The 13,510-nt window shown below is 73.4% G+C and carries 10 protein-coding genes; 1 reads left to right on the top strand and 9 read right to left on the bottom strand.

The annotated features are described in order from the left end of the window. Positions 1 to 171 precede the first annotated feature (171 nt). On the bottom strand, positions 172 to 309 hold the full coding sequence (locus tag ACGFI7_RS07840; RefSeq protein ID WP_393400584.1) for a hypothetical protein: 138 nt from the start codon (positions 307 to 309) through the stop codon (positions 172 to 174). Between the two features lie 9 nt (positions 310 to 318). Between ACGFI7_RS07840 and ACGFI7_RS07835 the strand changes: the two genes are divergently transcribed. After that, positions 319 to 3,612: an NACHT domain-containing protein gene (locus ACGFI7_RS07835; RefSeq protein WP_393400581.1), complete on the top strand. Its 3,294-nt coding sequence runs from the start codon at positions 319 to 321 to the stop codon at positions 3,610 to 3,612. A gap of 37 nt (positions 3,613 to 3,649) precedes the next feature. Here the strand turns inward: ACGFI7_RS07835 and ACGFI7_RS07830 are convergent, their stop codons facing one another. From ACGFI7_RS07830 to lanL, 8 genes are all read right to left on the bottom strand, one after another. Further along, positions 3,650 to 5,377 (bottom strand): ATP-binding cassette domain-containing protein, encoded by a 1,728-nt coding sequence (locus ACGFI7_RS07830; protein ID WP_393400578.1) that lies wholly within the window; start codon positions 5,375 to 5,377, stop codon positions 3,650 to 3,652. Next, positions 5,374 to 7,281 (bottom strand): ABC transporter ATP-binding protein, encoded by a 1,908-nt coding sequence (locus ACGFI7_RS07825; protein ID WP_393400576.1) that lies wholly within the window; start codon positions 7,279 to 7,281, stop codon positions 5,374 to 5,376. Before ACGFI7_RS07825 ends, ACGFI7_RS07830 begins: the two co-directional genes overlap by 4 nt. After that, complete coding sequence (locus ACGFI7_RS07820) at positions 7,259 to 8,326, bottom strand: radical SAM protein (protein ID WP_393400573.1); 1,068 nt, start codon at positions 8,324 to 8,326, stop codon at positions 7,259 to 7,261. The genes ACGFI7_RS07825 and ACGFI7_RS07820 overlap by 23 nt, the downstream gene beginning before the upstream one ends. 225 nt (positions 8,327 to 8,551) lie before the next feature. Next, a complete protein-coding gene (locus ACGFI7_RS07815; RefSeq protein ID WP_393400570.1) occupies positions 8,552 to 8,677 on the bottom strand; it encodes an ALQxL family class IV lanthipeptide in 126 nt (41 codons plus the stop codon). A gap of 45 nt (positions 8,678 to 8,722) precedes the next feature. After that, on the bottom strand, positions 8,723 to 8,845 hold the full coding sequence (locus ACGFI7_RS07810) for an ALQxL family class IV lanthipeptide (protein ID WP_393400568.1): 123 nt from the start codon (positions 8,843 to 8,845) through the stop codon (positions 8,723 to 8,725). A 35-nt stretch (positions 8,846 to 8,880) separates the two neighbouring features. Further along, positions 8,881 to 9,027 (bottom strand): hypothetical protein, encoded by a 147-nt coding sequence (locus tag ACGFI7_RS07805; protein ID WP_393400565.1) that lies wholly within the window; start codon positions 9,025 to 9,027, stop codon positions 8,881 to 8,883. Positions 9,028 to 9,058: 31 nt separating this feature from the next. Then, positions 9,059 to 10,780 carry an alpha/beta hydrolase family protein gene (locus ACGFI7_RS07800; RefSeq protein WP_393400563.1) on the bottom strand — a complete coding sequence of 574 codons (1,722 nt, stop codon included), beginning with the start codon at positions 10,778 to 10,780 and terminating at the stop codon, positions 9,059 to 9,061. Between the two features lie 4 nt (positions 10,781 to 10,784). Beyond that, positions 10,785 to 13,499, bottom strand: a complete 2,715-nt coding sequence (gene lanL / locus ACGFI7_RS07795) for a class IV lanthionine synthetase LanL (protein WP_393400560.1) — start codon at positions 13,497 to 13,499, stop codon at positions 10,785 to 10,787. Positions 13,500 to 13,510: the final 11 nt, after the last annotated feature.

The raw sequence follows: 13,510 nt of genomic DNA, 5'->3' as shown, positions 1-13,510 counted from the left end.
GTCGGCCCCACGTGTCCGCCAGGGAAGGGACGACGTGGCCGGGCGAGAGTGAGAAAGGAAAACGTACGTTCCTGTTCGCTCGCCCATCCCGGCGACGCGTCCGAGTCATTACGCTGGCAAGACGGCGACCGACGATGATGCAGGCGGGTTCCGCCTGGGGCGCGGGCCCGGTCACTGCTCTTCTTCGGGAAAGGAATCACGGTCACGGCGGCGGGGGCGACGGCGGCGCGCCTCATCGACGGCCATGGTCAGCGCGATCACGGCGGCGGACAACTCCGCCAGACGGGTGAGGAGATCGATGACACTCATGCGGCGATCGTGCGACTCCACACCAGCGCTGTTCGGCGGTTCCTTCTCGGCGTCGCGGATGATCCGCAGCTCAGCGAGGTGCTGCCGGGCACAGGAAAGTGTCCGGACCGGACCCGGCCGGACACCCCCGGGCGGCATACGGTGACCGGCCGGCCGGATGACCCTCGCAGTCGGTTCTCCGCACGGTTCCACGAGGCGCTCGGACTCTGTGGCCGGACCGGTTCCGAGATCGCCCAGCGGACCTCCGACATCCTCGCGCAACGGGCGAGCCTCGCCGGAGGCGGTGCCTCCGCACGCACGACGGCCGGAAGGAGGCGGGTCGACCGGAAACGGATCAGCGACTGGTCCAACGGGCGGGACCTGCCAGGTGATCAGGAAACCCTGGAGGCCGTGGTCAAGGCATTGCTCGAAGCCATGCGAAGGCAGCAGACCCAGGGCAGGATCGACCCCGCCGCGCTCACTCCCGGCCTGCTGGAGGAACAGGCATGGATGACATGGTGGCGCGCGGCCCGCGGCGCCCCCAAGCCGGAGCTGTGGCTGACGGATTATCTTCAGGCCGTACGCGAGGCCGCGGAGTCCCATCCCTACCCCGGACTGCTGCCCCACGCCACCCTGCCGTCACTGTCGCAGGTGTATGTCCGGCAGCGAAGCCGGCCGCGGCCGGCCCCCGACCACGCCGGCGTCGGCACCCCGGCCGACACGGGGATCGGCACCGAGACCTCGCGTGCGGAGAGCGCGTCCGACGACGTTCCAGCAGAGGCTCGGCCGGCGGCCGAGGCGATCCTGTCGGCCGATCATGATGTGCTGCTGCTGGGCGGTCCCGGCGCGGGCAAGTCCAGCCTGTTACGCCACGCCCTGATCACTCTGGCCACGGGTGGGCCGGCCACCGGTGTCGAGGAGATCCCGGTCTACGTGCCCGCCTCTTACCTGACCACAAGGGGATCGTCGTTCGCCGAACAGTTGGCCGCCGCGGCTCGCGATGATCTGTCGGGGCGGCGGGTGCCGCCCTTCTCGGCTGAGGTCTTCGACCGGCCGCCCCGCCCCGCGGCACGCTGGCTGGTCCTGGTCGACGGCCTCGACGAGATCACCGACGTACGGCAGCGGGTCCAGCTGAGCCGGCAGCTCCGCGAGAACCGGAGGGGTCCTCATCGGTTCGTCCTGACCAGCCGCCCGCTCCCCGACCGCGAACTGGAGATCCTGGAACAGCACCCGCACCTGCGCACGTACGAACTGCTGCCGTTCGACTCCCAGCAGTTGCGGGATTTCGCCGACAGCTGGATGCGCACCGCCCGGCTTCCGGATCCGCAGGCGAGTGTGCGAGCCTTTCTGGCTCAGGTGGACGCGCCACCGCTGGCCGAGCTGGCCCGCACTCCGTTGCTGGCCACCATCTTGTGCCAGCTCCACGCCGCGCGACCGGACCGAGCCCTGCCCCGGGACCGCTACAGCATCTACGAGAGCTTCCTCGGCTTGCTGCGGCGACGACTGCATGATCCGGAGATTCCCGGTCTGCCTGACGCGATCCTCGCCGCCCTGGCCGACGCCGCCACTGGACAACACCGGGCGAGCGGCGGCAACGCACCGCCTGACCTGCTGACCGCCGTGATGGACGCCACCGACGACCTGTGCCCGTCTCATCTGCGGATGCTGCCGCGCGATTGGGCAGCCCGCCGTGAGGACCTGCTGCGGCGCACCGGTCTGGTCACCGTCCGCGACGGCGGTTACGCCTTCATCCACGAGACGATCGGCGAATACCTGACGGCCAGGCACGTGGCCGTCGACGCCCGGCTCAGCAGGCAAGCCTTCAACGCGTTGTTCGGCCGGCGCGGCACCGTGACCCCGAAGGCGCTGTCCTCCTATCACCTTTTTCTCATCGCTGCCTGGTGCGGCAATCCGCCACCGCCAGGCCGGCCTCCCCTGCTGACGGCTACTTTGAACCGCTTGGCCGCCGGCCGTGACGGTATCTGGTGCGTCGCTCAGCTCGCCGCTGACCAAGTGGCGCTTGAGCCACACGTCGTCGAGTCGGCCACCGGCGCTCTGAAGGCGCTGGCCGCTGACTCCGCGCTGGACGGCAATGACCGTGTGAAGGCGGCTCGGGCGCTGGCGGCGATGGGTGACGCGCGGACCGCCGAGACATGGGCCGCGTTGGCCGCTGACGCAGCATTGGACCGGTTGTACCGCGGCTGGGTGACGAAGGCCTTGGCCGAGGGAGACGTTCCCCAGGGCCGTGAACTGCTCGCCGAGCTGGCCACGAACCCCACCGCGGACGACATCTGCCGCGTCGACGCGGTCGAGGCGCTGGAGAAGGCGAGTGATCCACGGGCCGCCCCGCTATGGAGCAGGCTGGCCGCCGACCCCACTGTGAAGGGCTTTCACCACTTCAGAGCGGCAGCGAGAGTGGCGAGAGCGGGTGATCCACAGGCTGCGGCGTTGTGGGTCAGGCTGGCCACCGACCCCGCCCTGGACGACGACGCCCGCGTCGCGGCGGCTTCGGTCTTGTCCCAAGCGGGCGATCCGCGGGGCCGTGACCTGCTCGCCACGCTGGCGACCGATCCCGCCTTGGAGGGGATGTACCGCGGCCACGCGGTGCGGCAATTGGAGGAGGCAGGAGATCCGCAGGCCGCCACGCTATGGCGCAAGCTGGCCACCGACCCCACCCTGGACGACTATCACCGCGTCAAAGCAGCAGAGGCTCTGGCCGAGATGGACGATCCGCGGATCATCGAGCTCTGGGCCGGGCTGGCCGGCGATTCCACTCTGGACGGCAGTTACCGCGTCGCGGCGGCACGGGAGTTGGATCAAAGAGGCGACCCCCGAGGTCGTGACCTGCTCGCCGCGTTCGCCGGCGACTCCACCTTGGGCGGCCTCGCCCGTGTGGATGCGGCGTATGCCCTGGTCAAAGTGGATGATCCGCAGGGTCGTGACCTGCTCGCCACGCTGGCGGCCGATCCCGCCCTGGATGGCTTCTGCCGCATCTGCGCGCGGTTGCTGGCCAAGGAGGGCGAGACGCGGGCCGTCGAGTTGTGGGCCACGCTGGCCTTTGCCGTCGCCGAACCCGTCCTGGACGACTTCAGCCGCCGGGAAGTCGCCGAGGCGCGGGCAGAGCTGAGCCGGCCGCAGATCGTCGGCCTGTGGGTCGCGCTGGCCACCGACCCCGCTCTGAGCGGCCCTGATCGCGCCTGGGCCGTGCACCTGCTGGGCCAGGCCCATCGGTGGAGCCGGTGGCGCAGCCGCATCACCGCCTGGATCGTCAGATGCACCGGCCGGCTGTGCGCGGTGACTCTGCGGGATTCGCCAAAGCCCTGATCAGCGGGACCGGGCCCGCGGGCGCCTCCGGAGGCGATCAGGAGTCCTGCCAGTACCCCACGAGACCCGCGTACGCCGGTGAGGCGGTGAGCAGGTCCCGGTGGGTGCCGACCTGGGCGCGGGTCCCGTCCAGCATCAGGATCCGCCGGGCGCGGCAGGCCGAGCTGATGCGGTGCGCGATGACGACGAGGGTGCGCCCGGAGGCGGCCAGGGCCTCCTCCGCCCTGGCCTCCGCGGCGGGATCGAGGTGGCAGGTCGCCTCGTCGAGCACGAGCACGGTCGCCGCCGAGAGCTGGACCCGGCAGAGCGCGATCAGCTGGCGTTCGCCCGCGGACAGGGCGGGCCCGCCGACGCCAAGGGCGGCGTCGTACCCGCCGAGCCGCTCCACCAGCGGGCGCATGCCGAGCGCGGACACGGCCCGGTCCAGGTCGGCCTGCTCCGCCTCGGGCCGCAGGTAGACGAGGTTGTCCCGGAGGGTGCCGGTGAACACGTATGCCTCCTGCGGGATCAGCGCCATCGAGCGGCGCAGGTGGGCCTCGTTGATCTCGGCGAGGTCGACGCCGCCGAGCCGCACGGTGCCGTGCCGCGGGCGGGCCAGCCCGGTGAGGAGGGCGGCGAGCGTGGACTTGCCGATCCCGCTGGCTCCCACGATCGCCAGATGGTCCCCCGCCGGCACGGTCAGCGTCAGGTCGTCGATCACCGGCTCGGCCTTGGGCCCGTAGGCGAAGGTCAGCCCGGTCACCCGCAGGTCCCCGGCGTCCGGCCGGGCGTGCCCGCGCCGGGCCGGCGGGGCGGGGAGCGGGCTCGTCTCCGCGATCCTGTGGAGCAGCACGCCCAGCTGCCTGGCCCAGGTGGCCACGGTGCCGGTCAGCGACCGCAGCGCCGGGTCCAGGCTGCCGACCAGGTAGGTGGCCGCGCCGACCAGTTCGCCCGAGGTCAACCGGCCGGAGGCGAGCAGCCACGGGGCCAGCAGCAGGATCAGGATCACCGGTACGGTGCCGCCCACCGCCATGATCACCCCGCGGACCGACGAGGTCCGCGCCATCGCGAGACCGGCCCGCGCCTCCGCCGTGACCGCCCGTTCCACCGTGTCGCGCGCGACCGGCTCGGCGCCGCACGCCACCACGTCGCGCAACCCCTCGAAGACGCCGGTGGCCTCCCGCGCCAGCGTCTCCCCGGCGAGGATCAGCTCGCGCTGCCGTACGGCCAGCACCCTGGTCAGCCAGGCGAACAGCCCGAGGCTCAGCGCCACCAGCGGCAGGGTGATCGCCGCGACGACCGGCGCGAGCGCGACCAGCCCGGCCAGGGCGGCGACCAGCGACGCGACGGTCGGCCGGAGGGTCCGCAGCAGGGCGGCGACCAGGTTGCGCACCGTCTCGGTCTGCACGCCGAGCCGGGCCACCACCGAGCCGTCGCCGGTCCGGTCCTCCTGTACGGCTCGGTGCAGGGCTGCGGTGACCACCCTCCTGACCAGTGCGTCGCGGACCGGCTCGACGATGTCGGCCAGCCACGGGAAGGTGTTGCGGGTGGCCAGCGCCTGCACCGCCATGGCCAGCCCGAGCAGCCCCAGCCAGCCGAGACCGGTCAGCGGTCGCCCGGCCAGGAACCCCTGGTCCAGGGCCTCTGCCACGGCGATGCCCGACAGCAGGACGGGCAGGGATTCCACCACCGACCATCCCGCCAGGAAGGTCAGCGCCCTGCGCCGCCTGGCCAGTTCCCCGGTCAGCAGCCGCCAGCCGTCCCGGCTCACCGTACGCCCCCTCACGCCGACTCCCCCACAGCCGCACCGGACACCGGCCCGGACGCTGTGCCGAGCGCCGCGCCGGACGCCGCGCCGGACGCCGCGCCGGACACAAGGCCGGACGCGGGGACGGGCGCGGGGACGGGCGCGGGGACGGAGGCGGAGGCGGGCGCGGGGGCGGGCGCCGGGCTGGACATCGGGCCGGGTTCCGCGCCGGGCGCCGGGTCCGGTGGTGCGCCGAAGAGGGCTCGGTAGGCCGGGTCCTGCCAGAGGAGGTGGTGGCGGCCGGTGGACCGGACCCGTCCGTTCTCCAGCCAGACGACCAGGTCGGCGCGCGCGGCGGTGGTGACGCGGTGGGCGACGACGATCGTGGTCCGGCCGGCCAGCAGGCGGGTCAGCGTCGCGGTCACCTCGGCCTCGGTCGCGGTGTCGAGGCTGGAGGTGGCGTCGTCGAGGATCAGCACGCGACGCGCGCGGACCACGGCGCGGGCCAGGCCGAGCCGCTGCCACTCCCCGCCGGACAGCGGCGCCAGCTTCGGCGGGGTGTCGTAGGCGGCGGGCAGCCGTCTGATGAAGCCGTCCGCCGACACCGACCGGGCGGCGCGCGTCACCTGGTCACGGGAGACGTCCGGGGACCCGTACGCGATCAGGTCGTGGATGGTCTCCCCCAGCGGGGCCGGCCGCTCGAACGCGTAGGCCACCGCGCGGCGCACCTCGTCGGGGCGGAGGCCGGCGACGGCGGCGCCGTCCAGCAGGACCTCGCCGCCGTCGGGGGCGAGCAGTCCGCCGGCCAGCGCGGCGAAGGTGGACTTGCCGGCTCCCGACCGGCCGACGACGGCGACGACGAGCCCGGCCGGGAGGTCCACGTCGAGTTCGTCCAGGACGAGGTCGTCGCCGTCCCGGACGGTGACCGAGCGGAACGTGATCGCCCCGTCCCCGCCGGGGAGCGGCAGGCTGCCGCCCGGACCGTCCGGCAGGGCGAGCACCTCCTCCAGCCGGGCCGCTCCGGCGCGGATGTGGGCCAGGCCCATCAGCGTGTCCACCACGCCCAGCAGGCCGAGCGCGAGGGAGACGTACCCGGCGACCGCGATCCAGGACCCGGCGGTGATCCGCCCGTCGGCCACGCCGATCCCGGCGACGGCGAGCACCGCGATCTGGGTGAGCGGGGTCAGCAGCCCCGCCTTCCACACGGTGCGGCGCTGGGCCTCCCAGGTCGCCCGGCCGGTCGCGGCCAGTTCGGGCAACGGGGTGAGGACCCGTTCGACCTCGCGTTCGCACGTGCCGCCTGCGGCGATGGTGCGCGCCCCGGCCATCGTCTCCAGCAGGCGCGCCGAGAGCGTGCCCTGGATCTCCTGGTAGCGCCGCGTCAGGCCCGTGGTCTCGGCGATGAACCGCCGGACGAGCACCGCCGCCACCGGCACGCACACCACGAAGGCGGCCGCCAGCCGCCAGTCGATCACCGCGAGCGCCACCAGGCCGCCGACGGACAGCGTCACCGCGCCCGCCACCGACACCACGATCGACACCAGGCCGGAGGTCTCTCCCGCGCCGCTCACCAGCCGGTTGCTCAGGTCTCCGGCGGCGAACCGCCGCTGTCCCGCGATCCCGGCCGCCAGCACCCGCCGGAGCAGCCCTCGCCGGAGCGACGCCTCGACGGCGATGCCGCCCGCCGCGCCCGCCCACACCTCCAGCGCCCCCGCGAGCAGTCCCGCCCCGAGAAGGATCCCCAGCCAGGCCAGTGCCGGACCGGGCGCGCCGCTCAGAGCCCCGTCGAGGGCCAGGGCCAGCGCGGCGGGCACCGCCAGCGTCACCGCGATCCCCACCGCGGCCGCCGACACCGACGCGACCGTCCACCACGGGGCCCGGCGGACCGAATAGAGCAGCACGCGCGCCGGCGTGCCCACCTCACGCGCTGTCAGAGGGGCCACTTCCCACCTCCGCGCCGAGGTACGCCGGGCGCCGGTCGATCCTGGCCCGCACGGCGTCGGAGCCGAAGCGGTAGTCGATCCGCCGGGCGGCCTCCGCCCACTCGCGCATGGTGAACGCCGTGGACAGCGCCTCCACCACGAACGGATCGCTCCATCGGGCCGTGGCCCGCTGCCAGAGCACCTCCGGCGACTCGGTCAGGATGTTGCCCACGGTGCCCTCGTAGATGGGCATCGCCCGTACCTCCCCGTCGGGCTCGATCTGCAGCGCGTCGAAGACGGCGCCGCGCGCGACGAGCACGGGGTGCATCTGCAGGATGCGGTTGTCGGTGGCCGTGACCGTGACGGACCCCGGCGCCAGCTCACGCAGCCGGGACGCGAAGCCGGGGTTGTCGAGGAGGCCGGTCTGCTCCTCGGTGAGCAGTTCGTGCTCGTCGAACCCGCGCCGGTTGGCCAGGCCGCCGGGCACGGCCGCGCCGAAGGCGACGAACCCCAGCTCGGGGAAGCGCGGCGCGACGACCTGGCAGAGCTCGTCCATCTCGGCGAAGTTGCTCTGCAGCAGCACGCAGTCGATCCCGAACGTCAGCGGCTCCCTCCCCTGAGCCCTGCGTTCGGCGGCGACGTCGTCCAGCAGGCGCAGGGCCCGCATCGCGTGCGCGAAGGATCCGTTCCTGCCGCGGATCCGGTCGTGGGTGGCCGGTGTCGCCCCGTCCACGCTCACCGCCACCCGGTCGCAGACCTCGGCCAGGCTCCGTGCCAGGTCCTCGGTCATCAGCCAGCCGCTGGTGTAGAGGGCGACGCTGAGCCCGCCTTCCACCATCCGGGCGATGACCGCGGTGAGGTCCTTGATCAGCAGGGGTTCGCCGCCGGCGATGGCGACGCCCCGCGGGCGCATGGCCACGATGGCGTCGGCGACCCGCAGCATGTCCGCGTGGCTCAACCGCCTGGAGGGCCTTCTGCCGGATTCCGAATAACAATGCAGGCAGCGCAGCGGGCAGGCATAGGTGATGTCCCAGATGACTTCGTCCGGCCTGTTTCGAGCGTTCATTTCTCCTGCCTTCTCCGGTGCGGGGTGACCTTTTCGAGGCCACCCCGCGCCGTTCCTCACTACAGCGGATCGGTATATCCGCACGTACGCCATTCACCGCAGGTGCGCCCGTAACAAGTCACCTGACACGGCCAGAGTCCTCTGGTCTCGTCGGGGAGCAGGTCGAGCGCGCTGATGTCGACGGCCATCGCCATCACCTCCTTCCGGCGTCGTGGCGTCGATGCGTCAGTCGGCGCACGAGCACTGGCATGAGACGAACTCACATGTCAGCCCGCGGCAGGTCTCCCAGCACGGCCAGAGTCCCTTGGCCTCGGCCGGCAGCAGGTCGAGCGCGTTGACGTCGACGGTCATGTCCTTCACCTCCTCGGTGCGTCCGCCCGGAGTTCTCCCGGCGTGTCACTTCCGCTCGGTGTCCTTGCACGTGGTGATGCACGAGACGTTGCAGGTGATCCCGCCGCACGGCCAGAGTCCCTTGGCCTCGGCCGGCAGCAGGTCCAGCGCGGTGATGTCGATCGACATGTGTGTCACCTCCTTCCGGGTGGAACGGGCCGGGTTCAGCCGCTCGTCTCTTTGCAGGAATTGCCGCACGACGGAAGGCAGGAGAACGTACAGGTCACCAGCCAGCCGCACGAGTCGTGGCACGGGAAAAGCCCTTCGGTCTCGGCCGGGAGCAGATCCAGCGCGCTGATGTCGACAGCCATCTTCTTCACCTCCTCTCGGTCCGGTCCGGAATTACCGGGGGGATTTCGGTCCGTCGGCGAGCAGGAATCGCAGAAAGGACTCCATCGCCTGGCCGGACAGCAGGTCGTGGCCGCCGGTCGGATATTCGGAATAGACGAAGTCGCGGCCTTCCCGGCGCCCGGCGGAAAGCAGGCGGGCGCGTAGTTCGCGCGACTGGCCGACCGGGATCACCTCGTCGTCGCGGGCGTGCACGATCAGCAGCCGGGCGGTGATCCGGTCGCAGAGCCGGGCCACGTCCCTGGGGCCGAGCCGGTCGTCGATGACGACGCGGCCGCCGAGCCGGTCCAGCAACGCCCGGACGCCGGGGGCGCCTTCCTCGTACAGGCGGGGCCCGGACAGGAACGGCGAGACGGCGACGCAGTGCGACCACAGGTGCGGGTCGGCGCAGGCGGCCAGGAGCGCCAGGTACGCGCCGTAGCTGGTGCCGTGCACCATGAGCGCCAGGCCCGGCCGGGCCAGCTGCCGCGCGAGCTCCCGGACGTCGGCCAGGTCGGGCCCGCCCCAGGCGCCGGTCAGCGCCCGCTGGTGCGCCGCGCCGTACCCGGTGCTGCCTCGGTAGTTGGGCGCGACGACGGCGATCCCGGCGCCGGCCATGGCCTGCATGAACGGGTCGAAGCCCAGCTGGGTGGCGGCCTCGGGGCCGCCGTGCAGGGAGATCAGCAGGCGGCGGGCGCGGCGCGGATCGCCGTAGACCACGGCCTCGATCGGCCCGTCCGGCCCGGCGAAGCTCTCGGCGCGGGCGTCGGCCCAGGCGTGGTCGTCGTCGGCGGGGGTCGTCTCCCACCGCCCGGTCGCGGGGTCGACGGTGGCGATGCCGCCGGGCCGGCTGGGCGAGGAGAACGGGAAGCGCAGCCCCCGGGCGCCCCAGGCGCAGGCGTGGCCGATGACGCCCGGCGGGATGGGGATCTCGCGGATCCGTTCCCGCCGGGGCGTGTAGACCATGAGCCGCGACCGGGCGCCGTGGTTCACCCGGAGCGCGACGTCCTCGCCGGTGGGGTCGGCGGCCATCGGGGCGACGCTGCCGTCGATCTCGTCCAGCACGCCGGGGAACCGCGGCTGTCCGGCTTCGGCGTGGCCGAGGCGTAACCGCTGCCCCGCGGTCCCGGCCAGGATCAGCCGGCCCGTTCCCGGGGCGCTGAGCAGCAGGTGCTGCCCCGGCGCGGTGCCCGGCAGGGGCGTCACCGCGCCGGTGCGCGGGTCCAGCGCGATCGGCCTGACCATGCCGTCCAGCCGCTGGTTGAACCCGAGCCCGCCGCCGGCCAGCGGGTGGCCCCCGGTCAGCAGGCCCGGCAGCTCCGCCGTCCGCTCCGGCGCCGACCCGTCGCCGGGGATGCGCCAGATGGCCGACCGCTCGTCGGCGGTGCCGACCGCCAGGGCCAGGGCCCGGCTGTCAGGCGAGGCGATCAGGCGTACCGAGGGGCAGTCGATCGTGAGCAGGGTCCGTTCCGCGAGGCCGTCCGCGGCCGGCTCGGCCAGCACCAGCCGGTTGTGTCCCGCTCCCGGCCGGGTGAACAGGATCCGGCCGTCGGTCAGGGTGAGCAGCTGGGTCCAGATCGAGCGGCCGCCGTCCAGGGTCGCGCGGCGCGGCGCCGGTCCGGTGAACGACCATCGTTCGACGCGCAGCGGGCCGTCGTCCTGACGGGCCAGGCACGCGGCGTGGCGGCCGTCGGCGGCGAACGAGAAGCTGATCCGGGTCAGGATGGCTCCCGGCATGGTGTCACACCGTCCCGGGGCTCGCGTGCCGCGACTCGTCGCGGCGGGAGTGCAGGAGCTCGTCGAGCATCCACCAGCGGGGGCCGCCGTGGCGCAGCCTGAGGAGGAAGGCCACGGCCCCGCCGAGTCCGGTGTTGTAGCCGGCGTGCACCTCGACGCCGGACTCGTCGGGCAGCACCATGAGCCCGTCGCGCAGGGTGTTGCGCGCGTACATGGCGGTGGCCAGGTCGGCGGCCCAGCCGCGGAACCGCTGCTCACCGGTGAAGTCCGCGAGGTCCAGCAGGAAGTCGGCGTCTCCCGGCAGCCCGTGGCAGGCGCTGATGCCCGAGTACCACCGGCTTTCGCGGACCGCCGTGCCCGCCGCCTCCGCCAGGTCCCGGTACCGCTGCCGCCCGGTCGACGCCCAGAGGCGGATCAGGAAGGTGCCGACCCCGGAGGAGCCGCTGCACCAGTGGCGCGTCCGGTCGTCGGCGAGGTCCGCCTGCTCGCCGCTGGGCCACCAGGCGGCGTCGCCCTCGACGACGGCGACCTTCTCCAGCGTGTCCGCCGCGCGGTGGGCGGCCTCCAGGTAGTCGGCGCGGCCGGTGGCCAGCCAGGCGTACAGCATGAAGGTGCCCGCCCCCGCCACCCCGTGCGCGAACCCGTAGTGGACCAGCCCGGCCAGCACCGTGTCGAAGGTCGCCGGGATCGGCCAGACCAGCGCGCCGTCCCCCCGTTCGCGCGCCGAGTGCAGCACGCTGTCGGCCGCCAGCACGAACCGGTCCATCAGCTCGGGGTCGGCGGTCGAGCGCCACAGGTGCATCTGCAGCATGCCGGCGCCGGTGGCGCCGTGGCAGATGTCGTGGTTGGGCCACTCCACGGGCACCTTCTTGGCCAGCTCGACCGCCTGCGCGGCCAGTTCGTCGTCGCCCAGCAGCCGCGCCGCGTCGTACAGCGCCCAGGCCGTTCCCGAACGGCCGAAGTACAGGCCCGGCAGCAGGCGCGGGATGGTGAACAGGCGGGGCCGGATCCAGCGGGCCACGTCCGCGACCCCGGCGAGCAGCTCCGCGTGGCCGAGTACCTGGGCGCCGCGGGTGAGCACGCTCAGGACGCCGCCGGCTCCGTGCTGCACGTTGAGCGGGTCGGTCGTGCCGCCGAACTCGCCCGCCGTCCACAGCCGCGGGCCCGCCGGGTTCATGGTGCGCAGGATGTGGGTCAGCCCGTCCTCGATCAGCCGGTCGGTGCGCGCGGTCGACAGGCCGCCGTCGGGCGCGGGGCCGGGCGTCTCACCGCCGCCGGCCAGGAACTCCCGGGCGCGGCTCAGCGTCCACCGCTGGTCCGGGTCGTCCACCGTGAGGCCGAGCACGAGCGGGGCCAGGCGGCGCAGCGCGGGCATGTCCGCGCCGAGGAGCTCGACGAACTCCGCCATCCGCTCCTGGCCCGGCCGGGCGGTGGGCTCGTCGGCGGGCAGCAGCGGATCCACCGCGCTGGCCAGGAAGGCGATGACGGCCCCCAGCGCGTACAGGTCCGCGCGCTGCGTGGGCACGGAACCCGACCTGGGGACCGCGATCTGCTCCGGCGCGCCGTAGCCGGGGGTGTAGGCCCTGCGCACGCGGGTGCCCGCCGGGACGACGAACTCCAGGTCGATCAGGCGGATCCGGCCCTGCGGCGTGACCATCACGTTGTTGGGTGTGAAGTCGCGTAACACCTGGCCCTGTCCGTGGACCGCGGCCATGGTCTCCACGAGCTGCCCGGCCTTGTCCAGCACCTCGTCCTCCGGCAGCCCGCGGCCCTGGCGCCCGGCGGCGCGTTCGGTGGCCCAGGCGCGCAGCGTGGTGCCCGGGATCCGTTCCTGGACCAGGAACAGGTTGTCCTGCTGGGACACGAGCGCCACCTTGCGCGGCGTGAACCCGAGCGGAGCGAGCAGGTCGAGCATGTCCGCCTCGTGGCGCAGCCTGTCGCGGGCGTCCTTCCCGTCCAGCAGGCCCATCACCTGCGGCCGGGCCTGCTTGAGTATGACCTCGTCGTCCGTCTGCCGGTCGACGCCGCGGTAGACGCCGCCGCGGTAGGACTGGCGTACGGCCTCGCGCACCACGAACCGGTCCCCGATGAGCACGCTCTGCGGGGCGGCAGGCGACGCGGCGGGCTCCGGCTCGGGCAGCGGCGACGCGGCCCACGGCGGCGGGCTGAACCACGCCAGCCGCTCGTCCTTGCGCCGCTCCCCGTCCGGGCCCACCACGACCGACTCGAAGCTGCCGTCGTTGGTGAACACCGGCTCGGCCCCGAAGACCCCGTAGCGATAGTGCACGAGGCTGCCGGGGCGCAGCCGCCGGTCCGAGAGGATCACCGGCCCCGGGAGTCCGTCGGTCACCCGGTCCAGCTCGGCGGCGAGCCGGCGGAACTGCTCGTCGTCGGACGGATAGGCGGTGATGAACTTCCCTCCGCTGCCACGGTCGCAGTTGACCGAAAGCAACGCGTCGAGCTGGTCCAGCCCCTTGGCGAACTTGAACGAGCAGCCTTCCCGGACGAGCACCTCGGCGGCCCGGGCCAGCACCACCGGCGCCGACAGCAGCGTCGCCGAGACGTGCAGCTTCCAGCCCTGGCTGACGCGCCGGTGCCGGGGCGGCGTCAGCAGGCACCAGAAATCACCCGGTTCGACCTGCCACGCGCCGCTCTCCTCCCGTGCCAGCACGGCCCTGGCGATGTCGAGCAGCAGGCGTGAGTCGTCCACTTCGCGCATCAGGTTCTCCC

Origin of the sequence: Nonomuraea sp. NPDC048826, assembly GCF_043198225.1 — a bacterium.
Classification (GTDB): domain Bacteria; phylum Actinomycetota; class Actinomycetes; order Streptosporangiales; family Streptosporangiaceae; genus Nonomuraea.
Note: the sequence above shows the minus strand (reverse complement) of the source record. Positions and strands in the feature narration are given on the sequence as shown.

Bases quoted from the DNA above. Each gene is read 5' to 3' on its own strand.
- ACGFI7_RS07840 (WP_393400584.1), bottom strand. From the start codon at position 309: ATGAGTGTCATCGATCTCCTCACCCGTCTGGCGGAGTTGTCCGCCGCC.
- ACGFI7_RS07820 (WP_393400573.1), bottom strand. From the start codon at position 8,326: ATGAACGCTCGAAACAGGCCGGACGAAGTCATCTGGGACATCACCTAT.
- ACGFI7_RS07815 (WP_393400570.1), bottom strand. From the start codon at position 8,677: ATGACCGTCGACGTCAACGCGCTCGACCTGCTGCCGGCCGAGGCCAAG.
- ACGFI7_RS07810 (WP_393400568.1), bottom strand. From the start codon at position 8,845: ATGTCGATCGACATCACCGCGCTGGACCTGCTGCCGGCCGAGGCCAAG.
- ACGFI7_RS07805 (WP_393400565.1), bottom strand. From the start codon at position 9,027: ATGGCTGTCGACATCAGCGCGCTGGATCTGCTCCCGGCCGAGACCGAA.
- ACGFI7_RS07800 (WP_393400563.1), bottom strand. From the start codon at position 10,780: ATGCCGGGAGCCATCCTGACCCGGATCAGCTTCTCGTTCGCCGCCGAC.
- lanL (WP_393400560.1), bottom strand. From the start codon at position 13,499: ATGCGCGAAGTGGACGACTCACGCCTGCTGCTCGACATCGCCAGGGCC.